Origin of the sequence: Desulforamulus aquiferis, from assembly GCF_030577015.1 — a bacterium.
Taxonomy (GTDB): domain Bacteria; phylum Bacillota; class Desulfotomaculia; order Desulfotomaculales; family Desulfotomaculaceae; genus Desulfotomaculum; species Desulfotomaculum aquiferis.
In genome coordinates this window covers 89,397-112,909 of sequence record NZ_JARPTC010000022.1, presented here as the reverse complement: position 1 = coordinate 112,909, position 23,513 = coordinate 89,397, and the positions used below count along the sequence as shown (strand labels likewise).

Here is a 23,513-nt window from a genome sequence, read left to right as displayed (position 1 = left end):
CCGTCGGTAGTTAAATCATTCCGCAGCCCTTAGGGCTGTCAAGGCCGCCGGACCATCATTGTATAACTTAGCCTTTTCTGGCTGTTATGAAATTCAATGAAAAAATGAGATTATGGGAGATGGCTCTAACAATAGGGGGTTAAACCGGATTGAAACTCGTATATCGATTACGGGGACATCTGATGTAACGTCGCCCCTTGCACGGGGGCGTGGATTGAAACCATCAAGCTCACCATTGATTTCGTCCATCTCGCCGTCGCCCCTTGCACGGGGGCGTGGATTGAAACAATATCTCAACCTCTGCCTTTTTTGTCCTGTTCGTCGCCCCTTGCACGGGGGCGTGGATTGAAACAATTACGTGTGGTGCTAGGTTAGCTACGGCAATGTCGCCCCTTGCACGGGGGCGTGGATTGAAACAAAAAAAGCCTTATCAAAGTGCTTACACTCAGAGTCGCCCCTTGCACGGGGGCGTGGATTGAAACAAAAAAAGCCTTATCAAAGTGCTTACACTCAGAGTCGCCCCTTGCACGGGGGCGTGGATTGAAACGTCTTTAGGTAATACATCAATTAGCAACATTATCTGTCGCCCCTTGCACGGGGGCGTGGATTGAAACAGAAACACCAGCTCCTAGTATAAATTGTTTAACGTCGCCCCTTGCACGGGGGCGTGGATTGAAACCTTTAGCTACAGCAAGATATATTTCGGTTGCACTGTCGCCCCTTGCACGGGGGCGTGGATTGAAACTAAGTAGTATAAATACGGAATACATATATGAATTGTCGCCCCTTGCACGGGGGCGTGGATTGAAACATTTTCATGCTTACAGCTTATGCAGTTATTAGGAGTCGCCCCTTGCACGGGGGCGTGGATTGAAACTTTAACTCTAGCTTTATTGGCGGCTCTGCTTAAGTTGTCGCCCCTTGCACGGGGGCGTGGATTGAAACTCAAGACCGAGAATCAAATCCTACGAGAATCAATGTCGCCCCTTGCACGGGGGCGTGGATTGAAACGACAATCCCCTGGGGCTAATCGCCGCACACGATCCGTCGCCCCTTGCACGGGGGCGTGGATTGAAACCAAAACATTGCCCATTTTTTCTAAGTCGCTTTTGGTCGCCCCTTGCACGGGGGCGTGGATTGAAACACATTCTTGGCTATCCACCATTGCCTGACGGCTCGTCGCCCCTTGCACGGGGGCGTGGATTGAAACGGTAAACTCGGTTATTATTACATTGTCAATCGACAAGTCGCCCCTTGCACGGGGGCGTGGATTGAAACTCTTTATGTGCCATGTATTTACCCCCTATCCGGGTCGCCCCTTGCACGGGGGCGTGGATTGAAACATCCTCACCGGCAGAATACCTCCCTGGGGCATTTCGTCGCCCCTTGCACGGGGGCGTGGATTGAAACTGGTGGTAACGTAGACAGGCCCCGTTTTCAGCAGGTCGCCCCTTGCACGGGGGCGTGGATTGAAACGCCTGTCGACCATGCGCTATATGCCCCACTATCAGTCGCCCCTTGCACGGGGGCGTGGATTGAAACTTAGGTAAGGAACGTACTGTAGAGTTTCCTATGTCGCCCCTTGCACGGGGGCGTGGATTGAAACCCTGTGAGAATGCATAAATACCGGAAGGCCTGCCATAATAACAAAAGAAAAATATTGGAGGTGCTAATTTGCAAAAGGATATTTATGTGGTAGGTATGATGGTAGACGAGCGGGGTTCCAAGGCTCCTGATGTACAACAGGTTATTACCCGCTATGGTGATAAGATACTTTGTAGAAATGGCATTCCCAGCCCCAGTAGGGAACGGGGAATTATTACACTAACCATGGAGGCCACCCCGGAAGATTACCAGAGGATGGAACAGGATTTGAAAGGCCTTAAAGGTGTAACGGTGGAGAGTATTCACTTCAGCCAGCCTGAGTCTTTTCAATTATGCGAGAATAGATAGAAAGAATAATAACACTATAGTACTATCCCAAGAGGTCCTTATAAAAATGGGCCTCTTTTTATTTGTTTTTTATAAACTAATTACAAGATAATGGAAAAAAATTCCTGAATATATAAAAACAATTGACATATAATGGACAATTATATAATAATATTTAGTAAATAAGAATTATTACTAATGGTGGTGGTAGTGTAGTGGCTGTATTATTTCAAAGAAATTTTTTGAAAAATTATAACCGTGCGGTGGTATAAAGGAGGATTATAAATTTGAAAAGATTAGTACTTACACTGGCTGCTTTATTTTTATTAGCTGTAACAATAGCAGGATGCGGGACTAGCGCTGAAGATAAAGACGACCGTATAAGGGTAATGACAAGCATTTATCCTCTGTATGATCTTACTAAAAACATTGGTGGAGATAATGTATTAATCAGTAACATTGTCCCGTCAGGTTCTGAACCCCATTCTTGGGAGCCTAGCCCTAAGGATATGGCAGATATGACAAAGGCGGATGTTTTAATCCTTAGCGGTACTGGTATGGAACCCTGGGCAGATAAGGTATTGGCCAATATTGATCAGAGTAAGGTGACTGTCGTTTATGGTGGTAAAGATATTGCATTGATCGATTGGTCGGGACATGAAGACGAGGAAGAACATGATCACCATAATGAAGCCCATGATTCAGACGTTCCTGAGGAACACTCTGATAAGCATAAGGAGCATGAGCATGAACATGACCAAGATGAACACCAAGATGAAGTCACAGGGGACGGACATGACCACCACCATAGTGGAAACGACCCCCATGTATGGCTTGACCCATTAAACGCTAAGATCATGGTTGACAATATATTAGAAGGACTTATAAAGGCAGATGAAAAAAACAGTTCTGTTTACCGAGCCAATGCAGAAGCCTATAAAAAGGAATTGGATAACCTGCATGAGGATTTCCAAAAAGGCCTTGAAGGCGCAAGTATCAAAGAATTTGTTACTTCCCATGCTGCCTTTGGCTATTTGGCAAAGTGTTACGGTTTAGAGCAAATACCGGTACGTGGCTTAAATGCTGAGAGTGAGCCTAGTCCTGCTGATATGGCTGCCATTGTAAAACTGGCCAGGGAGAAGAACATAAACTATATTTTCTTTGAAACCCTGGTAAGTCCTAAGGTCTCCGAAACCATTGCTAAAGAAGTTAGGGGTGAAACCCTTGTGCTTAATCCCCTGGAAGGAATGTCAGACGAAGAAATGGCCGCAGGCAAGGACTATCTTTCAGTGATGCGGGAGAATCTAACAAATCTCCAAAAGGCTCTTAATGTCAATTAAAGAACCTAAGAATTGGTAATATAAAAGGTTACCTTAGAAAATAATATATTATTTTGCAGGAGATCTTATGTTTGATTCAGGGACAACTCTTTTAGGAATAAGATATCCCGTGTATTTTCCCATAGCCAGGAGGAGTTCTTTGGTATTATGAACTATCTGGATGTTCGTAAACTTATTAAGAATCCAGGTGTTAACCGTATTATTTTTGAATTAAATGGAATGGCTCCTGCCGGCCAAATCAGAGGAAAAAGCTGCTGGTTTTCCTGCCAATTATAATGGGGATGTATCTGCTTTACTGGTATCTTATAAGAAAAATATAGGGATCTGCCTTAAAGGGCAGGTCCTTCTTTTTTACCTTAATAATTAAATAATAAGAATATAAAAAATGGCTAATAAGGAAGGAGTTATAAATATCTAAAAGAATAGTATATAAATATAATTTGAAGTAAATGAGGTGGCACGATTGAGTTTTATTAAATTGCTTTTTATAATCACGGCAATATGCCTGATTATATCCTGGGTTAAGGATAGGCAAAGGACGATCAAGGCATTAAAGATCGCCCAAAAATCCTTTATGAACCTATTGCCCTCTATCTTAGGTATTATCGGGATTTTGGGATTTTCCCTGGCGGTGCTGCCTACGGAAACCATAAAGACCCTCTTTAGTGACCAGAGTTTTTTGGGACTTGTCCTGGTTTCCCTGGTGGGGTCCATTACATTAATGCCTGCCTTTGTGGCCTTTCCCCTAGCTGGTTCACTGCTGCAGGCAGGTGCCAGTGTTACAGCAGTTGCCTGCTTTTGTACCACATTACTTATGGTGGGCATTCTTACAGCACCGGCGGAAATAAAGTACTTTGGCAAATCCTTTACACTCAGCCGCAATATCCTAGGCTTTGGTTTTGCTCTAATAATTGGGCTTCTGATGGGGGTAATGGTATAAATGATTGTCTTTAAAAAATATTTCTTATTCCTAATGGTAGTGATATTGGATTTAGTGCTATATAGAATGGATACCAACAAAGGAATTACGGCAGTTCAGACGGGTTTTGACTATCTGGTTGAAATGCTGCTATTTATTCCTCCAATCATGATCCTGGTGGGATTGTTAGACGTCTGGGTGCCTAGACATATAGTGGAAAAGAACGTAGGTAAGGGCTCTGGGGTCAAAGGGATTTTTATTTCTATCCTGGTTGGCTCAGCTGCAGCGGGACCCCTTTATGCTGGTTTTCCTGTGGTGGATGCGATGCTAAAGAAAGGCTGCCGTCTTTCCAATGGGGTTATTTTTCTTTGTACCTGGGCTACCATTAAAATTCCCATGATTATGATGGAAATAAGATTTGTTGGCTGGAAGTTTGCTCTAGCCCGGTTATTTCTTACTTTACCTACTATTATTGCAACAGGCTATATGGTGGAGAAATGCTCTGTAGGTAGATAAGCAATTTTTTTTACTTCTTCTAGTTATAGAAGTATAGAATTAAATTAAAACCAAAGCCAAATAAAGCCTATGAAACAATATTTAGAAAATCTAAATAAACGACATATATTTAGATGCGGAATTATAATTAATTATATTTAGTTTATTAATTGCAATAAGTTAATAAATGTTAAATTAAATATCTAAATAAAATTCAGGAAAATGTTACATTATTTTATTGACATTAGTTCATAATAGCTATAATATGGTTTTGAGCGGATGTCCATAATTTTATTGTTAAGGTTGGATTATGGAGCCACTAAAGGAAACTAAAATCTGACCTGGGATAATATCACATTTAAGGGAGGAAGCCAAAACCATGAGTAATCAAAGTAATGAGTGTTCAAGCTGTGGAGAAATGAAAGAGGGAACCTGTGGGGGTGAAAAGTGCAGTGCCCCGCCAAAGCTCTATCCCGGTGGCCAAAGTAAAATAGCCCGAGTTATTGCAGTGATGAGCGGTAAGGGTGGTGTTGGTAAATCTTCAGTAACTTCACTTATGGCTGTAAATTTAAGAAAAATGGGTTATAGGGTAGGAATCTTAGATGCAGATATCACTGGTCCAAGTATACCTAAAATGTTTGGGGTTAAAAGGGTTCCCCCCAATCAAGGACTGCTCCTTCCCGCCATTAGCCAGAAGGGCATTAAGATAATGTCTTTAAATCTGTTATTGGAGAGTGAGGATGAACCTGTTATCTGGAGAGGCCCAATTATTGCCGGTGCAGTGAAGCAGTTTTGGACGGATGTAAATTGGGGTGAATTGGATTATCTACTACTTGATATGCCGCCGGGTACAGGGGATGTTCCTTTGACTGTAATGCAGCAAATTCCGGTAGATGGCATTGTAGTGGTAACATCTCCACAGGATTTGGCTGTCATGGTTGTCAAGAAGGCTGTGCGTATGGCAGGCATTATGGAGACTCCCCTTTTGGGATATGTGCAAAATATGGCCTATTTTTCTTGCCCAAAATGTGGAGACCGTCTTGAAATCTTTGGCAAAGCTTTGGCGAAGGGAGACACCTTTGATGCTTTGCCGGTTTTGGAGGTTCTTGCCATTGACCCGAAATTTACGCAATTATGTGATAATGGCCGGGTAGAGGAGTCAGATATCAACGCATTTGAGGAAATACCTAATTTGCTGAAGGTTAAGAGCCAAGTCAGTTAGTACCCTTTAGGATTGGAGGAAGTATTATGATGATAGCCATTTCTGCCTTCGGGAAAGACCAGGATAATGAGGTAAATCCCCGTTTAGGAAGGTGTGAGTACTTTGTCCTTTATGATACTGGTACGGGTCAGTATTCAGCCATTGAAAATAGTGGTCGACTTTCTCCGGGGGCGGCAGGCATTGCCACAGCTACCTTATTGAATGACCAGCAAGTACAAGTGGTAATCACTGGCAATATAGGTCCTAACGCTTTTAAAGGATTGGAGGCGGCGGGCATTAAGGTATATACTGGTGCTTCTGGAAAGGTTAAAGATGTGGTGGAACGCTATCAAAAGGGTCTCTTAATCGAGGCAGCAGCTCCAAATGTAGGTCCCCATGGTAGATAGGGCGGTGATTATATGAACATCTCTGTGGCTAGCGGTAAGGGCGGCACCGGTAAAACAATGGTCGCAACCAGTTTAGCTTTAGCCATATTAAATGATCAGCCTGTTCAACTGCTGGATTGCGATGTTGAGGAACCTAATGCACACCTGTTTATTAGACAGGAGGCTATTAAAGGCACCAATGTAAGTCTGCCTATTCCACAAGTAGATTATGATAAATGTCAATATTGTGGTAAATGTGCAGAAGTATGTCGCTTTAAAGCTATAGCATTTCTAAAGAAAACTCTGGTAATCTTTCCTGACGTTTGTCACAGCTGCAGTGCCTGCTGGCATTTCTGTCCTTCAGGTGCTTTAGTACCTGCTCCAAGAAAAGTAGGAACGGTAAATATTGGACAGTCAGGAGAATTAAAACTAATTACCGGAAGATTAAACCTGGGTATTCATGCTAGTCCTCCAGTAATAAAAGCTGTAAGAAATGCTGCTGAAAAGGAGGTTATAACCATTATAGATGGTCCTCCTGGCAGTTCCTGCCCGGTAATGGCGGCTGTAGAGGGAACGGATTATTGCCTGCTTGTAACTGAGCCCACTCCCTTTGGACTTAATGATTTGTCTTTGGCTGTAGATATGCTTAATGTGCTTAAGGTTCCATACGGTGTAATAATTAACAGAGATGTACCAGGTAGCGAAATAATCGATCGTTACTGTCAGGAGAAGGGAATTAGGATATTGCTGAGGATCCCTTTACAGACGGAGATTGCCCGTTCTTACTCAAGGGGAATAACCCTTGTGGAACATGATTCGGCATGGACGAAAAGGTTTGCTGAGTTGTTCCGGCAGGTGAGGAGGGAGGTGTCCAAATGAGGGAGCTTACAGTGGTGAGTGGTAAAGGTGGAACTGGCAAAACCAGTTTACTGGGTGCCTTTGCCACCCTGGCAAACGGTTCCGTTATTTGTGATTGTGACGTGGATGCCGCTAACCTGCACCTAATTTTGAACCCGGAGGTTAAAGAAGCCCACCCCTTTATAGGGGGCATTAAGGCAGAAATATCCCTGAATGCTTGTTCAAAATGTGGTCTTTGCGAAGAACTATGTAGATTTTCTGCCATTAAAGAATTTCAAGTAAATGCTTATGCCTGTGAAGGCTGTGGCCTTTGTCATCTAGTCTGCCCCACTGGAGCAGTTAAACTTAAAGAGCACTTGTCCGGCAACTGGTTCAAATCAGAAACTAAATGGGGACCGATGGTTCATGCTAAACTTGGCATAGCTGAAGGAAATTCCGGCCTGTTGGTAAATGTAGTGCGTAAAAAAGCTAGGGAGATTGCTTCAGAACGAAAGATACCATTGATTATAAGTGATGGGCCCCCTGGCATTGGCTGCCCTGTCATATCTTCTTTAGCGGGCACTGATGTAGCACTTATCGTTACAGAGCCTACTAAGTCTGGCCTGCATGATATGGAAAGAATCCTCCGGGTCACGGCAACCTTTAGCTGTACAGCGGCAGTTTGTATAAATAAATATGATTTAGATGAAGAACAATGTAGTGAAATAGAAAAGACCGCACTCAATCTTAAGGTTCCGATAATAGGGAAAATTCCATATAACCAATCTCTCTCCCAATCCATGCTTCAGGGCAGACCAGTTACGGATATAGGGGAAAATGAGGTAACTTCTGCAATTAGAGACCTTTGGCAACAGGTTAACAAATTGCTGGGAGAATAATTATGATAAGATTCCGATGCGTCCAGTGTGGGAAAATTGTGGAATACCTTCGCCTTTACAATAAAGGTGTAGAACAACCAAGGTGTAGCTGCGGGGGATGCTTAGAAAAGATTAGTGAGCAGGTTAACAAAAATGATAAAGGAGATTTCAACAATGAAAATTGCAATGCCAGCCAAAAATGGAATGGTCAATGAGCATTTCGGTACTACACAGGAGTTTGCCCTTATTGAGTTAGAAAATGGCAAGGTTAGAGGAAAACAAATTATTTCGAATGATGGACTTCAGCATAACCATGGCGGCATGGCCCATATGCTTAAAAATGAAAATATTGATACTATCATTTGCGGGGGCATAGGGGGTCATATGATTCAAGCTTTGCAGCAAATGGGCATTAAGGTGCTCAATGGTGCCGCAGGCCCACTGGAAGAAGTGGCCGAAGCCTATGCAGCAGGTTCTCTGAGAACCAATCCAACACAGTGTAATTGTGGTGGAAATCATTAGAGTGCCGTAGCATTAATATGCCTATATTGAAACCTATAGGGGTTGGCTAACATGAGCCAACCCCTAATCTATCAGACTACTTCCTTTTCCAGTCATTTATTCCAGACTATTTTGGCAGAAATAGCAGAAATTGAGGGTTTACGCTGTGTCCTGTGTATGTTAGTCTTGTTGTTACGCCAAGGCTTAACAAAATGAAATTGGCCAGTAACAAAGGTTCTGGATAAAGTTATGGAAAAGGAGTGAAACAAATGCTAAAAAGAATGAAACATTACGTTAATAATATAACAAATAGTGTATCATTAAAAAAAGCTGGAATCTCAGCGATGCTAGGTATCCTGACGGTGACCTTTTTGATGCCTGCTCCAGGTCCGGCAACGAAAAAGCCAGAAGAAATTTCGCTGGAAACAAAGGCTGCGGAGAATAAGGAGCAGGTAGAGGTACAGGTTGGAGCAATTGAGCCAACGGAAACACGTAATGTAAGGGAGCCTCAGATATCAAGGGGAAACCTTAACAGAAACGAAGTGATTCTACTGGCCATGGTTATTGAGGGAGAGGCTGCCGATGAGCCATATAAAGGTAAGGTGGCTGTAGGGTCAGTAATTCTAAATCGAATTGAAGATAATAAGTTTCCTGATACCCTGTCTGGTGTTGTATATGAGAGGTTAGCCTTTGAGTCAGTTATGAATAATCAGTATAAAAGACCCTTAACTGAGGAGTCAATAAAGGCTGCCCAGGAAGCAATCGGCGGTTGGGATCCAACGGAGGGTGCATTGTACTTCTGGAATCCTGTAACAGCTAAAAGTAAGTGGGTATGGTCCCGACCGATTACTGATCAAATTGGACGACATGTCTTCGCAAAATAGTAGTTTACAGCAAGGCCATACTTACTGTTAGGTAAGTATGGCCTTGTGTTACATAGAAAAGGCAACTTCTAAGTGACCTATTGTTTCTCCGCGGTGGTTTTTCAATGCAGGCTGCCACAGATGCTTCAATTGGCTGAATTCGGCATCGTTAAGGTAACCTAAACCCTTTAGCACATTAATAACCACTGGGCCAATTGCCCTGTAGTTTCCATCCTCGATTTTTAGAGCGAGACCTATTCCTTCGTTTACTATACCAACGCAATATATGCCTTCTGAACCTAACTTGGCAACCACCTTGCCCTTAGTTGCCTCCATAAGCATGGTATCCAGCCGGTCAGTGCCTGCAACGTAGTAGGGGTTGCTGGTCATGGCATCCCTTATGAGGTTAATGGCCCTGGTTCTTCCTGGGCTAAAATAATCCTCGGGTAAAGAGAGTCTTGCATAGGCCATTGCCATATTTCTTAGGGGTAAGCCAAATACCGGCACACCACACCCATCTATTCCCAGGACAATATCCTTTGGTGATACTGTACTGCACTGGCTGATCACTTTTAGCATTTCTTGTTGAACTGGATGGTCTTTATCAATGTAGTTAGCTAAAGGAGCGTTTAATAGCAAGGCTAACATCAACATACCACTATGCTTCCCGGAACAGGCATTGTTCCAAGCAGCATATTTAGCACCGGAGGTCAGTATTTTTTGAGCTGCAGGCTTATACATCGGCTCAGAAGGACCACAATTCAAACACTCTGTGGAAAGCCCAATCTTTTTAAACAGGTTGCCTATGGTTATAACATGCTGCTCCTCACCACCGTGGGAGGAGGTGAGTATTGCTATTTCAGACCCTGTTAGGGCGAATCTCTCGGCTCCTCCCCGTTCAATCAGGGGGATAGCCTGAAAAGGCTTGGCGGAGGAACGCCAGTATGTGACCAGTTCAGGATTGCCAAGGGTAAAGATGGTATTTCCAGCTCTGTCGCAAACCACCAGGTGCCCCCTATGCTGGGATTCTATTAAACTACCCCGAGTGACTTTAACAAGTAAGTCAGCCAACTTTTCCAACCTCCACATATTTAAGATGCTCTAAAAACAAAAAGAAAAACCCACTCAACCGCGGGTTTCAGGAAAAACTAAATGGAAATCCATAGAAATAGAACCAGTTGTACAGCACCTATAACGGGTAACCCAACCGAAAAGATGGTTTTTCTGGTTTTGTGATGAGCAAACTTCATGCCTAGGTAACCTCCTACACCACCGCCCGCTAAGCTGGCAATGAAGAGGGTTCTTTCTGAGATACGCCAACCGCCAGTTGAGGCAAACCACTTATCCAGATTAAACATGATGAAAGTCAATACATTGACTGCCAGTAGGTACCAAAGTAAAACTTCCATCCGGGATCCCTCCTTATATTAACCGCTGGTTAGTTATTAATTATAGTATAAGGGAATATGTTTTATTTTGTCTAATATTTTTTAAAAATGAAGTATTCTTTCAAATAGTTAATCCCATTAAACCGGTACATGTTGTACCGTTTATTTATTTTCAACCTCAATAAATTTACTAATAAAAGTTCTATAAACTAACTAAAATAAATTCAGTAAATTTCTTAAATAAATATCAAAAAAATTATTAATAAAAGTTAAAAAATATCTTTGAATTACGCTGAGACTATGATACATTAAAAATACAAATAGCATAATAGGAATTTGGAGGTGAATTGTTCGTAAAACATACGGAATTAGGGAACTGCTTGTTCATTTGAGGAGGGTAATGGGATGAATAAGGAACAGGAAGCTAATAAGCTGGTTGGAGCAGTCATGGTAGTCGGAGGTGGTATTTCTGGGATGCAATCAGCCCTAGATTTAGCTGAATCTGGCTTTAAAGTATATCTTTTAGAAGAAAAGCCAGCCATTGGCGGAACAATGGCTCGCCTGGACAAAACTTTTCCAACTAATGATTGTGCCATGTGTATCATGTCCCCAAAATTGGTGGATACAGGTCGGCATAAGAATATCCAAATTGTCACTGGAGCTAAAATAACAGATGTATCTGGTGAACCAGGAAATTTTCGGGTCAAAGTCAAACAAAGGGCCCGTTATATAGATCTAGCAAAATGTACAGGTTGTGGTGACTGTGCCAGGGTTTGTCCCGTTGAATTGCCAAACAACTTTAATGGTAATTTAGATAGCCGTAAGGCAACCTATAAGCTTTATGCCCAGGCAACACCTAATGCCTTTGCCATTGAAAAAAGGGGATTGGCTCCATGTAAAGCAACCTGCCCTTCCGGGGTCAACGTTCAGGGCTATATTCAGTTGGTTAAGTCAGGCAAGTATGTTGATGCATGGAAAATGATTTATCAAGATATGCCATTTCCTGCGGTCCTTGGCCGAATTTGTGCTCACCCTTGTCAAGGGGCTTGTAACAGGGCATCCATAGATGAATCAGTACAAATTAAAAATTTAAAGAGATTTGCAGCAGACGTTGCCTATAGGGATTTAGACAATTTACCCCTGCCTGAAAGGGATTTTCAGAGAGAGGAAAAGGTTGCTGTGATCGGTTCTGGGCCTGCAGGCTTATCCGCAGCATATTTCTTAAGCCTGCAGGGTTATCAAGTAACGGTTTTTGAGGCTCTGCCCGTTACGGGTGGGATGATGCGGGTTGGGATTCCAGAGTATCGCTTACCCAAAAAGTGGGTGGATTTGGAGATTGAACTAATCAAAAAACTGGGGGTAGAAATCAGGCTTAATACGGCATTAGGCAAAGATATTACTATTGACAAGCTATTTGCAGATGGCTATAAAGCAATATTTTTAGGAGTTGGAGCACAAGAGGGCTTGCAGCTTAATGTACCGGGCAACGATTTAAAGGGAGTCTTAACAGCCGTAGAAATGCTGCGAGGCGTTGGACTAGGTGAAGATGTAAAGGTTGGGAGTAAGGTTATGGTCGTCGGCGGTGGTAATGTGGCCATGGATGCTGCTAGGGTATCAAGACGTCTGGGTGCCGAGGTACATGTACTTACTCTGGAAGCCCAGGGACAATTACCTGCCGATCCTGAGGAAATACAGGAGGCCATTGAAGAAGGCGTAAAATTCCACTACAGTGGCAGTGTAAAGGAAATCAGGGGGGTTAATGGTAAAGTCAGCGGACTTATTACTGCCAATGTAATACGGCTTTTTGATGATGAAGGATGCTTTTCGCCCATGTGTGGGGATGAGCTAACTGACTGGAATGGTTTCGACGGTGTGATCATTGCCATTGGCCAAAGGCCAGATTTATCCTTTGCTGGTGATAAACCTATTATCAATGAACAGGGTAATCGTCTGGTTGCAGACAGGGATACTTTAGCTACCAGTGTACCGGGGATTTTTGCAGGAGGGGATGTCCAAACTGGCCCGAGGCTATTAATTGATGCTGTAGGAGCTGGGAAAAGGGCTGCAGAAAGTATACACCGATATATTCAAGGGGAAGACCTTAGGGCAGGTCGTACCTTCTTAATATCCCCGGAAGAAATATCCCCCCTACGTCAAAAGAAATGTGAAGTTAACAAGGAACCAGCCATTAAGCAGTCATACATCTCTCCTGAAATAAGATCCAGTGGTTTCAACGAGGTGGCCTTGGGTTATTCAGAAGAGCAGGCCTGTGCTGAGGCTGAGCGCTGTCTAAACTGTGCAGTATGTTCAGAATGCCTTCAATGCGTGGATGTCTGCATACCAAAGGCTATTAACCACGAGATGAGAGATCAGGAACTGGAGTATGAAGTAGGGGCATTGGTACTTAACCCTGGTTTTAAACCCTATGATCCCAGTGATTTATATTTGTACGGTTATGGTAGATATCCAAATGTTGTTACTAGCATCCAGTTTGAACGGATTTTATCGGCCAGTGGACCTTTCTCAGGTCATATGATCAGGCCCTCTGACCATAAAGAGCCGGCTAAGATTGCCTGGATTCAATGTGTTGGGTCAAGAAATGAAAAAATTGGCCAGGGCTTTTGTTCATCGGTATGCTGTATGTATGCAATAAAACAAGCCATGATAGCTAAGGAACATAGTCACCACCCTTTGGATACAACAATATTCTACATGGATCTGCGCACCCACGGCAAAGACTTTGAAAGGTACCAAAATAGGGCTAAGGATGAACATGGCATCAAGTTCGTTCGTTCAAGGATATATGGTATAGATCCTACAAGCAAGGGTAGTGATGACCTGGCCATTCGTTATGCCGATGAATCGGGCAATATTCATTACGAAACCTTTGATATGGTGGTTCTGTCCATTGGCCTGTCCGCCCCCGAAGGCTCAGCAGAATTAGCTCGGGCAGTAGGCATTGAGCTTGACCGTTATGGATTTTGTCGGAGCTTAGATTTTAGTCCGGGACAAAGCTCTAGACAGGGTGTTTTTACCAGCGGGGCCTTTGGAGAACCAAAGGATATTCCCGAAACAGTGGTTGATGCCAGTGCGGCAGCTGCCATGGCCTCCCGCTTATTGGCACCGGCACGTGGGACCATGACCGCAGTCCAAGAGTACCCACCGGAAAGGGATGTCAGCAGGGAGCTTCCACGGGTAGGAGTTTTTGTCTGCAACTGTGGCATTAACATTGGCAGCGTGGTTAATGTAACAGAGGTAGCTGATTTTGCCGCGGAACTGGCTGGGGTTGTTCATACTGAAGAATTTTTATTTACCTGTTCCCAGGATAACATTATAAAAATAAAAGAGCGTATTTCGGAGCATAAATTAAATCGGGTTGTGGTTGCTTCCTGTACACCCAGAACACATGCACCACTTTTCCAGAGCAGTATGAAAGAAGCAGGGTTAAATCCCTACCTCTATGAACATGCCAATATTCGGGAACAGTCATCCTGGGTGCATCGGGAGTTTCCAAAGGAAGCCACCGAAAAGGCCAAGGATTTAGTAAGAATGGCAGTGGCTAAGGTTCGCCTGCTTAAGCCGGTTCAGCCAACCTTTATTGATGTAAATCCTAAAGTTCTTGTGGTTGGTGGAGGAATCGCAGGCATGACTGCAGCTTTATCCCTGGCAGAGCAGGGGTTTCATTCGGTATTGGTAGAAAAATCCCGGGACCTTGGAGGTATGGCTAATGAGCTGTGTTACAGCTATGATGGCGGTGATTTACCCAGATTTTTAAACGGTCTTAAAGCTGATGTTAAAGCCAATGAATTAATTGAGGTAATGCTGAAATCCCAGGTTCAAAATGTGGCTGGCTACCTTGGCAACTATAAAACCAAAATCATTAGAAATGACGAAAGCACTTCAGAAATCGAACATGGTGGCGTGATCATTGCCACGGGAGCCAATCCGGTTGTCCCAACTGAATATCTTTATGGAGAAAATCCTTCCGTTATCACCCAGGTGCAGTTGGAGCAAAGAATGTACTACCAGGGACTTGGTGACGCGAATACCATTGTGATGATTAACTGTGTAGGCTCCCGGGAACAGGAAAGACCTTATTGCAGTAGGGTCTGCTGTACTCAATCTATAAAAAATGCTTTAAAGATTAAGGAACTTAACCAAGATGCCAGGGTAGTAATTTTATATCGTGATATTCGTACCTTCGGTTTTAAGGAGGAATATTATGTTGAGGCCCGCCGCAAGGGGGTAATCTTTATCCGCTACGGACTAGACAATAAACCGAAGGTGGAGTCAGAGGGTGAAAAAATAACTGTAACTGCCATGGATCATGTTCTGCAGCTGAATATCAAAATTGATGCAGACTTGTTGGTCCTGGCTAATGGGATGGAAGCTCGCAAGGATAATTTAGAGCTTAGTCAGATGTTTAAAGTGCCAATTAATAATGATGGATTTTACCTTGAGGCTCATATGAAGTTGAGACCTGTGGACTTTGCTGCTGACGGTCTTTACCTATGCGGATTAGCCCACGGTCCTAAAAATATCAGAAGTACAATTGCCCAGGCCAATGCTGCCTCAATTAGGGCCGTCAGTCTCCTGTCAAAGGGTAAGTTAGAGTCACTGGGTATTACGGTACAGGTTGATACAGAATTATGCAAGGGCTGTGGCATATGTGTAGCTGCCTGTGCCTATGGTGCTAGGGTTATCGATGAGAAGAAACGTGTGGCCTTGGTGCGGGAAGTTCTTTGTCAGGGCTGTGGTGCCTGTGCAGTTGCTTGCCCAAATGGAGCTACTCAGCAAAAGGGCTTTGAAAAGGAACAAATGTTGGCCATGATTGATGCTGCACTATTTTAAATGTTTAGGGGCGAGGAGGGGAACCCATGACAGTTAATAAACCCATTGGTACGGTGCTGGTTGTGGGGGGTGGTATCTCAGGTATGCAAGCTTCCCTTGACTTAGCTAAATTGGGCTATCTCGTGTATCTAGCAGAAAAGAGGCATAATCTAGGGTCAATTATGACGAAGAGGGATAAACACCTGCCGGAGAATAATTGTGCCATTTCTGCCAAGCCATGTGCCATGTGTACTTTATCCCCATTGTTAATTAGTGTACTTAATCATAGGAACATTAACATTTTTACTGAAGCAGAAGTCATCGATCTTGAAGGAGAGCCTGGTAGTTTCAGAGCAAAAATCCTGCAAAGAACTAATAACGTAGACTACAATCGGATATTAGGCTGTGGGGCATGTGCTAAAGTTTCCGAGCCTGACAATAACCTTAGTTCCAATGAACTATGCTGGGATTGTAAAGAAAAAAACCACCCAGAGAATATAATAGAACGTGTGCTTCAGTTAGAAATGGATGCAGTAATACTTACAGGCAGAAATGCCAACAAACTAGGACAAATTTTGGATATAAGGCTAAAGGGTAACCGAAATGGACTTAACAAGTTAACCATGCCAGGTCATACAGCACGCCCGGGTATCTTTACCTGCGGTAATTTCTCTGGACCCAAGGATGTTGCTGAAACTGTCATCGATGCAAGTTCCACTGCCGCCCAAGCTGCTAAGCTTTTAGCACCGATACGAAACAAAAAAATTGATAAAGTATATCCGGTGGAACGTAATGTTAATATGGAGAAGCCTAAGGTGGGTGTGTTCATTTGTAATGGAGGCAATAACATTGCCAGGGTTGTCAATATGCCTGAAATTTTATCCTATGCCAAGAACCTAAAAAATGTTGACTATGTAAGTGAATACCTTCATTTATGTTCTCCCGAGAGTATTGCTAAAATGAAGGAAATGATTATTAAATATACGCTAAATAGGGTGGTAATTGCCTCCTGCACACCTAATGTCTTAGAAGCATTAATAAAAGACGGTTTAAGGGAGATAGGACTTAACCCATATCTTTATGAACATGTTAATATTCGGGAGCAGGTTTCCTGGGTACACAGCAATAAGCCGGAGAAAGCCACCGAGAAAACGAAGGATTTAGTTAAGATGGCTGTTGCAAAGGCCCCCTTGCTTAGACCAGTTTCCACCACCCATGCCGATATAATTCAGGCCAGTCTCATTATCGGTGGTGGCGTGGCTGGCATGATTAGTGCCCTATCACTGGCAGACCAGGGCTATCAAACAGTTTTAGTGGAAAAAAATAATGAGCTTGATAGTTTTATTGGGGAGCTAAAGGAAAAGGTCTTGGCTGCTCCTAACATTCAAGTGTTTCTTAAAAGTAAAATAAAAGATGTCGCGGGCTTTCCAGGTAGGTATAAAACTACTATAGCGCAGAGCAATGGTGGTACCACTTATGTAGAGCACGGCACGGTAATCATTGCAACAGGGGCATCCAGCGTTAAGCCCAAAGAATATTTGTATAGTCAGCACCCAGCTGTAATTACACAGCAAGAGTTGGAGCAACGAATTTCTCAGGAATTCCTTTCCGGGGTCAAAACTGTTGTGATGGTGCAGTGTGTTGGTTTAAAAGAGGTAAGGCCCTATTGTAGTAAAAATTGTTGTACCGAGGCATTAAGAAATGCCCTGGCAATCAAAGAAATAGATCCAGATATTAATTTATATATATTATACCGGGATAGTATTAATTGCAGTTCATACCCAAACTACTATACTAGAACACAGCAGAAAGAAATAAGGTTTATAAGGCTGGGACTTGATAAAAAACCCCAGGTCACTAATGTCCAGGGAAACATAAATGTTCAGATAAAAAATCCTTACCCTGAATTAATGTTGAATTTGCAAGCTGACCTCTTGGTATTATCCACTGGAGTAGAGCCAGCAAAGGACAATAAAATACTAAGTAAATGTTTTAAAATACCTCTGGACAAAAATGGTTTCTTTGCCCCAGCTGATCAGAAATTTAATGTTGTAAATTTTAAAGTTGATGGTTTGTATCTATGCGGAACAGCCCAAGGACCTCAAACAACAGAAGAAAGTATAAGCCAAGGCTATGCTGCATCAATACAGGCAGCAAACTTCCTGGACAGGAAGAAGGTTGAATCCCTTGGTATTGTTGCCACGGTTGACGAAGAATTGTGCGGGGGCTGTGGTTTATGTGAAAAGCACTGCCCCAGTGGCGCAAGGGATTTGGATAGGTTTAAGAGGGTAGCTAGTGTAAGGGAAGTATTGTGTACCGGTTGTGGAATGTGTGTAGCCGTTTGTCCAAATGGTGCCAGCCAACAGCATGGTTTCCAAAAGGAACAATTACTTTCAATGATCGAAGCTGCCCTATGCTAAAGCCTAAGCCATTCCCTTGCTATATGGAACCATAGTAATAAAGCCGTAGCATTGCTACGGCTTTAATCATACTAAAATCATTTATAAAAATATTAAAAGTTAATACAAAGCATTTATTAAGGTGATTATTGACAAAGGATCAAAGATAGGTATAATATGGTTATGAACGGATGTCAAAAAAGGACGTGTGCACATTGGCTAGGCCTCCCAAGTATAGGCAAGTAGAGAGACTTCCTGTGGTGACATATTTTAAGCCTCAAGGAATACCCATGAGTCAACTATCTGAAGTTGTTCTTACGGTAGAGGAATTAGAAGCTGTTCGTCTTTGTGATTTAGATAGTTTAGATCATGAGGTTTGTGCGGAGAGAATGGCAGTATCCAGGCCAACCTTTCACCGGATAATTGTTTCCGCACGAAAAAAGATATCCGAAGCTCTGATAAATGGTCTGGCCATAAGGGTTGAGGGGGGCAACTATCGAATAGTTTTATCCAAACTTGAGTGTAAAGAATGTGGGTATAAGTGGCAGGGGAATTTCTGTCGACGGCACACCAAATGTCCCTTCTGTAAGTCAACAGATTGGGATAATGTTAAAGATTAAGAGATTAAAACTGCTATAGAAGTTTGCAGATTGTTGAAAAAGCTACAACCGGGTTTTAATAATCCCGAGCAGCGACATTCGGAGCAGTGGAAACAGCGCTTCGCGAAGCTGAGGATGCGAAATGGTTGAGAGGACATGGATGTCCGCGAAAGCCTGAGGTAAACACGCTGTTTACTCGAAGGCAGCCCATTTTCGCCCGATGCAAGGGATTAGCGCTGTCCACTGCGGAGATAGGAGTCGGGAGGGATTATTAAAACCCGAAGGTAGTTTTTCGACAGCCTAAAAATATTGCAGTATAAAAAGGGGGACGATGACAAATGAAAATTGCTATGCCAGCAAGGAACGGTCAGGTCAACGAGCATTTTGGTACCACCCAGGAGTTTGCCATTATTGAACTAGAAAACAATAAGGTAAAGAGCCTGCAGATTTTATCCAATGAAGGCCTTCAGCACAACCATGGTGGTATTGCCAACATGCTGAAAAACGAAAAAATTGAGGCCATTGTTTGCGGAGGTATTGGTGGTCATATGATCCAAGCCCTGGAGCAACTAGGTCTAAAGGTCGTGAACGGTGCCTCCGGCCCACTGGAAAGTGTAGCCGAGGCCTATGCAGCAGGTTCCTTAGTAACTCGCCCAGTGAGCTGTGGCTGCGGCGGCGGACATCAACATCATCATCATCATCATGGTGGCGGAGGATGTCATCACTAGAAACACTGCAAAGGGTTGTTGCGAAGCGAACTTAATAGTTCGTAGCAACAACCCTTTTTTATTAATTCTCCTAAAGCAAGCCCATTTTTTTGGCAGCTTCCCTTAATTCTGGTCGGTGATCCGGGTGGGCGATGTTGATAAGGGCCTCGGCCCTTTGTTTAAAGGTACGGCCAGATAGTTTTGCCACACCGTATTCCGTAACAATATAATCAACGTCATTTTTACTGGTGGTTATTACTGTGCCCTCACGGAACATGGGTACTATTTTTGACTTGTTTTTGACGGTTGAATGTAGGACAATAAAGGCTTTTCCCCCTGGGGCCTGTACAGCGCCCCTCACAAAATCCACCTGCCCCCCGGTTCCGCTGTACTGGATAGGTCCGATGGTTTCCGAAGCACATTGGCCAAGCAAGTCAACTTCTACAGTAGCATTTATGGAGACCATTTTTATATTTTTCCCAATGGTATTTGGGTTATTGGTATAGGAAACGGGATGCAGCTCAAACATGGGGTTATCATTAATAAAATCATACAGCCGCTTGGTACCAAGGGCGGCACAGGCCAGAGATTTACCAAAATGAATTGATTTGGCGTTGTTTGTAACAGCCCCTGCCTCCATCAAATCTACCATGCCGTCGGTTAAAATCTCAGAGTGGATACCTAAATTTTGTTTTGTTAGAAGTGCCTGGGCAACTGCATTAGGAATTTTACCAATCCCAAGCTGCAAGGTTGAACCATCCTCAACAAGCTCCGCAACATGCTGACCAATAGCCAGATCTTCCGGTCCCATATCCTTTGAGGGAAGTTCGGGAAGGGGGGAATCGTCCTCTACCAGATAGTCCGTCTGAGTAACATGTATAAAAGTATTGCCATGGGTTCTGGGCATGTTGGGATTAACAACCAGCATGATCTTTTTAGCCTTTTGGGCAACGGTGGTTGTGTAATCAATGGAAGCACCAAAGCTGAAGAAGCCAAATTTATCCATGGGTGAAACTGTCGCCATTAGGATGTCAACTTCTATGTATTCAGCAAAAAGCCGGGGGGAGAGATAAAAATAATTTGGCATTATATCAAAGCGACCGGTCTGTACCCCGTTTCGACTTGCCCCACTGGTAAACCAGGATACATGGCTGAAGTGTTTTTCCATGCCAGGTTGGAGGTATTTTGACGGGCGCATGGGAATCATTTGATGAATTCGAACGTCCCTGAGCTCTTCCTTTCGATCAGCCATGGCATCCAGTAATATAGGTGTTTCAGCAACGCCAAAGGCTACCACTACATCGTTATCTGATTTAATGCCCTTTACTGCTTCGGCAGCAGACACTAACTTACTGTTATACTGATCTCGCAGTACTTGGGGGTTACTGGTTACCTTTCCTCTGTCTTGCCAGGCCATTAAAGCCCCTCCCTTAAAACTATTTATATATTGTACAAGATATTCTACAGAGCAGATTCTCCGCAGGGGTCAATAATTCCTTCATAGATACAATATTATGGTATAGGATGTACGGATTGTTGAAAAAATAAGATTGATGAAAGGTGGAATTACTTTGCCCTGGCTTATAGCTGGAGTTATCTCCTGGATCATATTTTATATACTTGTGGATTTTAAACAACTTAGGCGGACTGTTTACGCCGGGCTTTTCGCCTCTCTGATGGCTACTTTTGTGGATTGGGGAGGTCAGAGATTAGGATTTTATAGGTTTGACGAGATGCTCCTGCCAATTGCAAATGCTCCCATATTCTACATATTCGGGCCTGTATTTGTAGTTGGAGTTCTCTTTGCACAGCATTTGCCTAGAAATAAAAGCCTACAAATAGTTAATATTTTTATAGTTTCTTTATTATACCTGTCCTTGGAATATTTACTCATCCAGACCAATGCTGCTAGACATCTTAACTGGCACCTTTTAGCAAGCTTCTCAGTAAATTTAGCAGCGTTTACAATCTTAACCTATGTTATACGTATGTTTAACCTATCACCAAAATTTGATAGCTTATTTAGGCTATAGGTTTAAAAACCCCCGTTTTTTTAAGCAAAACGGGGGTTTAAACACTAGCTTTTAGTTGCTCAGGGGTAGGGAGACCAACCAGCGTAGATATTGTTGGGGTAGACCAAAGAATTGGGCGCCGCTGGACATCTTTTCCAGATAACGACGGCCTGGCAAAAATGAACCTTCAGGGATGGTTCGGTAGCTATCGCAACATAGTGGCCCAAAGGAAGATTTAACCACAGTGCGAACCTTCCGGTACTCTTCGCTGCGGTTTTGATTGCCATCCAAAATTTCATTACCACCTGGAGGTAAGCAATAGATTATGCCCCAGACCTGATCCCCAGGGGATCTTTCAACACCGGCGATTCCTCCACCCTGCTTTGTTTGCCTGTTGAAAACCAATCTATAGCCTTCCAGGACTGCCCTGCATAAAAAGTGACTGCCGGGGCAGCGCTCCTGGTACATACGATCAGGATTAAGATTCGCTCCATAAGCAAAGTACAATCTACCTTCACCGGCCAGTTCGATCAAGTAATCCGCAACCATTTGATCTACGGCCTTTTGAGCTTCCTTTGGGGTGAGAAAGCGGCACAAAGTTAGTGGCTTACCGGCGTCCTCATCGAGGGAAAAGATTAAGCCCTGTTTTTTTAAGGACTCAATAACTTCCGGTAGTTCTTCAGCATTTAAATTGCCACGATTTACTATGGTTTGGAATGACGGTGCATTATCTGCCTCTCGAATGATACTTAAAATCGTTATGGGCCTATCTATATCTGGCAAGCTTATTCCTCCTTTCGGGGATTAAAATCATAGAATTCGACCTGTGATAGGCTATTTCCTCTTTGAATTTATTGTAATGAAAATTAAAGGATTAAATACTCTTTTATAGTATATTAGCTTAAGGATAAAATTGACTTTACCATCTTTAGGTTGGTAGAATAAGCCCAGTGACTGTAAATGGAGGTAGTATTTTGATGGTGCATGATTATTTAGTACGGGCTGTTGCTAAGGATGGTAGCTTTAAAATATTTTCCGTACTTACTACCAGTACTGTGGAAGAGGCAAGACAGCGTCACAACCTATGGCCGGTGGCCTCTGCAGCTTTGGGCAGGACCATGACCGCTGCCCTATTATTAGGGACCAATTTAAAGGGTGAAGATATTCTTACTATAAGGGTTCTGGGTGACGGACCCCTGGGTGCTATTTTAGTCTCAGCCAATTCCAAGGGTGAGGTTAGGGGATATGTACAAGAACCACAGGTTCATTTGCCCAGTACTCCGAAAGGCAAACTGGCAGTGGGAGCGGCTGTCGGCAAGGGATTTTTACATATTACCAGGGACTTAGGTTTAAAGGACCCCTTTACGGGAAGTGTAGAATTGGTATCTGGGGAAATAGCTGAGGATATTGCCCACTATCTGATAACCTCGGAGCAGACTCCTTCAGCTCTGTCATTAGGGGTTTTGGTGGAAACAGACAACTCTGTGGTTGCTGCCGGAGGACTGTTACTACAACTGCTTCCCCAGGCAGAGCAAAGTGTCTTAGATACAATAGAGAAAAATTTGTCAAAGCTGCCCCCCATTAGCTCACTAATCAAAGACGGGGAAACTCCAGAGGATATCATCAACAGGGTTACGGAAGGTATTGAAGTGAAAATACTAGAAACAAAGCCCGTGTGTTTTTGCTGCCAATGTTCAAGGGAGCGGCTGGAAAATTTACTTATAGGTATTGGCAAAGAGGAGGTTTCCTCCATGCTTGAAGAACAGGGGGGGGCAGAAATAAATTGCCACTTTTGTTCAGAGAGATATACCTTTGACAAGAAGGATCTGGAAAATGTATTAATAAAGATAGAGAGCCAGGGGAAGAAAAAAGACGACTAATCAAAGTCATAACTATAAAAAGAGTTGACCAAAATGATTACCCATATCGTATGCTTTAAGCTTATCGACCGCAGTCCTGAAAGTGTTCAAAAGGCTAGGGAATTATTAATGGGAATGGAGGGCAAGATACCCCAACTGCGCCACCTGGAAGTGGGTGCAGATGTACTTCACACAGAAAGATCCTATGACCTGGCACTGATTACCAAATTTGATTCATTGGAAGATTTACAAACCTACCAGGTGCATCCGGTTCATGTGGAAGTGGCCAATTACCTTGCCAAAGTAAGAGAGGCCGCTGTGGCTGTAGATTTTGAATCATAAAAAAAGGTCCGGCAATTGCCGGACC

At 43.3% G+C, this 23,513-nt stretch carries 22 protein-coding genes and 1 CRISPR repeat array; of the genes, 18 read left to right on the top strand and 4 right to left on the bottom strand.

Features of this window, described 5'->3' with window-relative positions:
* Positions 1-189: 189 nt before the first annotated feature.
* Positions 190-1,606: direct repeats of the CRISPR family, unit length 32 nt; unit sequence GTCGCCCCTTGCACGGGGGCGTGGATTGAAAC.
* A 68-nt stretch (positions 1,607-1,674) separates the two neighbouring features.
* From P6N53_RS15335 to P6N53_RS15285, 11 genes are all read left to right on the top strand, one after another.
* A complete protein-coding gene (locus P6N53_RS15335; RefSeq protein WP_304544718.1) occupies positions 1,675-1,953 on the top strand; it encodes a TM1266 family iron-only hydrogenase system putative regulator in 279 nt (92 codons plus the stop codon).
* 266 nt (positions 1,954-2,219) lie between these two features.
* A complete protein-coding gene (locus P6N53_RS15330) occupies positions 2,220-3,272 on the top strand; it encodes a metal ABC transporter substrate-binding protein (RefSeq protein ID WP_304544717.1) in 1,053 nt (350 codons plus the stop codon).
* A 147-nt stretch (positions 3,273-3,419) separates the two neighbouring features.
* On the top strand, positions 3,420-3,548 hold the full coding sequence (locus P6N53_RS15325; protein WP_304544715.1) for a hypothetical protein: 129 nt from the start codon (positions 3,420-3,422) through the stop codon (positions 3,546-3,548).
* A 178-nt stretch (positions 3,549-3,726) separates the two neighbouring features.
* Positions 3,727-4,212: a permease gene (locus P6N53_RS15320; protein ID WP_304544713.1), complete on the top strand. Its 486-nt coding sequence runs from the start codon at positions 3,727-3,729 to the stop codon at positions 4,210-4,212.
* On the top strand, positions 4,213-4,707 hold the full coding sequence (locus P6N53_RS15315) for a permease (RefSeq protein ID WP_304544711.1): 495 nt from the start codon (positions 4,213-4,215) through the stop codon (positions 4,705-4,707). It begins immediately after the preceding gene.
* Positions 4,708-5,065: 358 nt separating this feature from the next.
* Positions 5,066-5,908, top strand: coding sequence for an Mrp/NBP35 family ATP-binding protein (locus P6N53_RS15310; protein ID WP_304544709.1), 843 nt, complete (start codon positions 5,066-5,068; stop codon positions 5,906-5,908).
* Positions 5,909-5,934: 26 nt separating this feature from the next.
* Positions 5,935-6,294, top strand: coding sequence for a NifB/NifX family molybdenum-iron cluster-binding protein (locus P6N53_RS15305; RefSeq protein WP_304544707.1), 360 nt, complete (start codon positions 5,935-5,937; stop codon positions 6,292-6,294).
* A gap of 12 nt (positions 6,295-6,306) precedes the next feature.
* The gene (locus tag P6N53_RS15300; protein WP_304544705.1) at positions 6,307-7,152 is read left to right on the top strand and encodes a P-loop NTPase; all 846 of its coding nucleotides are present in this window, start codon (positions 6,307-6,309) and stop codon (positions 7,150-7,152) included.
* Complete coding sequence (locus P6N53_RS15295) at positions 7,149-8,009, top strand: ATP-binding protein (protein WP_304544703.1); 861 nt, start codon at positions 7,149-7,151, stop codon at positions 8,007-8,009. The genes P6N53_RS15300 and P6N53_RS15295 overlap by 4 nt, the downstream gene beginning before the upstream one ends.
* 153 nt (positions 8,010-8,162) lie before the next feature.
* Positions 8,163-8,510 (top strand): NifB/NifX family molybdenum-iron cluster-binding protein, encoded by a 348-nt coding sequence (locus tag P6N53_RS15290; protein WP_304544701.1) that lies wholly within the window; start codon positions 8,163-8,165, stop codon positions 8,508-8,510.
* A gap of 248 nt (positions 8,511-8,758) precedes the next feature.
* Positions 8,759-9,373: a cell wall hydrolase gene (locus tag P6N53_RS15285; protein ID WP_304544699.1), complete on the top strand. Its 615-nt coding sequence runs from the start codon at positions 8,759-8,761 to the stop codon at positions 9,371-9,373.
* 48 nt (positions 9,374-9,421) lie between these two features.
* On the opposite strand, the gene P6N53_RS15280 is transcribed toward P6N53_RS15285, so the two are convergent.
* A complete protein-coding gene (locus tag P6N53_RS15280; RefSeq protein ID WP_304544697.1) occupies positions 9,422-10,423 on the bottom strand; it encodes an asparaginase in 1,002 nt (333 codons plus the stop codon).
* Positions 10,424-10,500: 77 nt separating this feature from the next.
* Complete coding sequence (locus tag P6N53_RS15275; RefSeq protein WP_304544695.1) at positions 10,501-10,761, bottom strand: DUF1294 domain-containing protein; 261 nt, start codon at positions 10,759-10,761, stop codon at positions 10,501-10,503.
* Between the two features lie 384 nt (positions 10,762-11,145).
* Here P6N53_RS15275 and P6N53_RS15270 point away from each other — a divergent pair, with 384 nt between their 5' ends.
* From P6N53_RS15270 to P6N53_RS15255, 4 genes are all read left to right on the top strand, one after another.
* On the top strand, positions 11,146-15,591 hold the full coding sequence (locus P6N53_RS15270) for an FAD-dependent oxidoreductase (protein WP_304544693.1): 4,446 nt from the start codon (positions 11,146-11,148) through the stop codon (positions 15,589-15,591).
* Between the two features lie 26 nt (positions 15,592-15,617).
* Positions 15,618-17,990 carry an FAD-dependent oxidoreductase gene (locus P6N53_RS15265; RefSeq protein WP_304544689.1) on the top strand — a complete coding sequence of 791 codons (2,373 nt, stop codon included), beginning with the start codon at positions 15,618-15,620 and terminating at the stop codon, positions 17,988-17,990.
* Positions 17,991-18,184: 194 nt separating this feature from the next.
* On the top strand, positions 18,185-18,589 hold the full coding sequence (locus tag P6N53_RS15260) for a DUF134 domain-containing protein (RefSeq protein ID WP_304544687.1): 405 nt from the start codon (positions 18,185-18,187) through the stop codon (positions 18,587-18,589).
* A gap of 317 nt (positions 18,590-18,906) precedes the next feature.
* Positions 18,907-19,296 carry a NifB/NifX family molybdenum-iron cluster-binding protein gene (locus P6N53_RS15255; protein WP_304544685.1) on the top strand — a complete coding sequence of 130 codons (390 nt, stop codon included), beginning with the start codon at positions 18,907-18,909 and terminating at the stop codon, positions 19,294-19,296.
* 70 nt (positions 19,297-19,366) lie between these two features.
* Here P6N53_RS15255 and P6N53_RS15250 read toward each other — a convergent pair whose 3' ends face one another.
* A complete protein-coding gene (locus P6N53_RS15250) occupies positions 19,367-20,692 on the bottom strand; it encodes an acetyl-CoA hydrolase/transferase family protein (RefSeq protein WP_304544683.1) in 1,326 nt (441 codons plus the stop codon).
* Positions 20,693-20,846: 154 nt separating this feature from the next.
* Here P6N53_RS15250 and P6N53_RS15245 point away from each other — a divergent pair, with 154 nt between their 5' ends.
* Positions 20,847-21,308, top strand: a complete 462-nt coding sequence (locus P6N53_RS15245) for a CBO0543 family protein (protein WP_304544681.1) — start codon at positions 20,847-20,849, stop codon at positions 21,306-21,308.
* A 51-nt stretch (positions 21,309-21,359) separates the two neighbouring features.
* On the opposite strand, the gene P6N53_RS15240 is transcribed toward P6N53_RS15245, so the two are convergent.
* A complete protein-coding gene (locus P6N53_RS15240) occupies positions 21,360-22,070 on the bottom strand; it encodes a gamma-glutamylcyclotransferase family protein (protein WP_304544679.1) in 711 nt (236 codons plus the stop codon).
* A gap of 194 nt (positions 22,071-22,264) precedes the next feature.
* On the opposite strand from P6N53_RS15240, the gene hslO reads away from it, so the two are divergent.
* Together hslO and P6N53_RS15230 are read left to right on the top strand one after the other, a co-directional pair.
* On the top strand, positions 22,265-23,167 hold the full coding sequence (gene hslO, locus P6N53_RS15235) for an Hsp33 family molecular chaperone HslO (protein ID WP_373323060.1): 903 nt from the start codon (positions 22,265-22,267) through the stop codon (positions 23,165-23,167).
* 33 nt (positions 23,168-23,200) lie between these two features.
* The gene (locus P6N53_RS15230) at positions 23,201-23,488 is read left to right on the top strand and encodes a Dabb family protein (protein ID WP_304544677.1); all 288 of its coding nucleotides are present in this window, start codon (positions 23,201-23,203) and stop codon (positions 23,486-23,488) included.
* Positions 23,489-23,513: the final 25 nt, after the last annotated feature.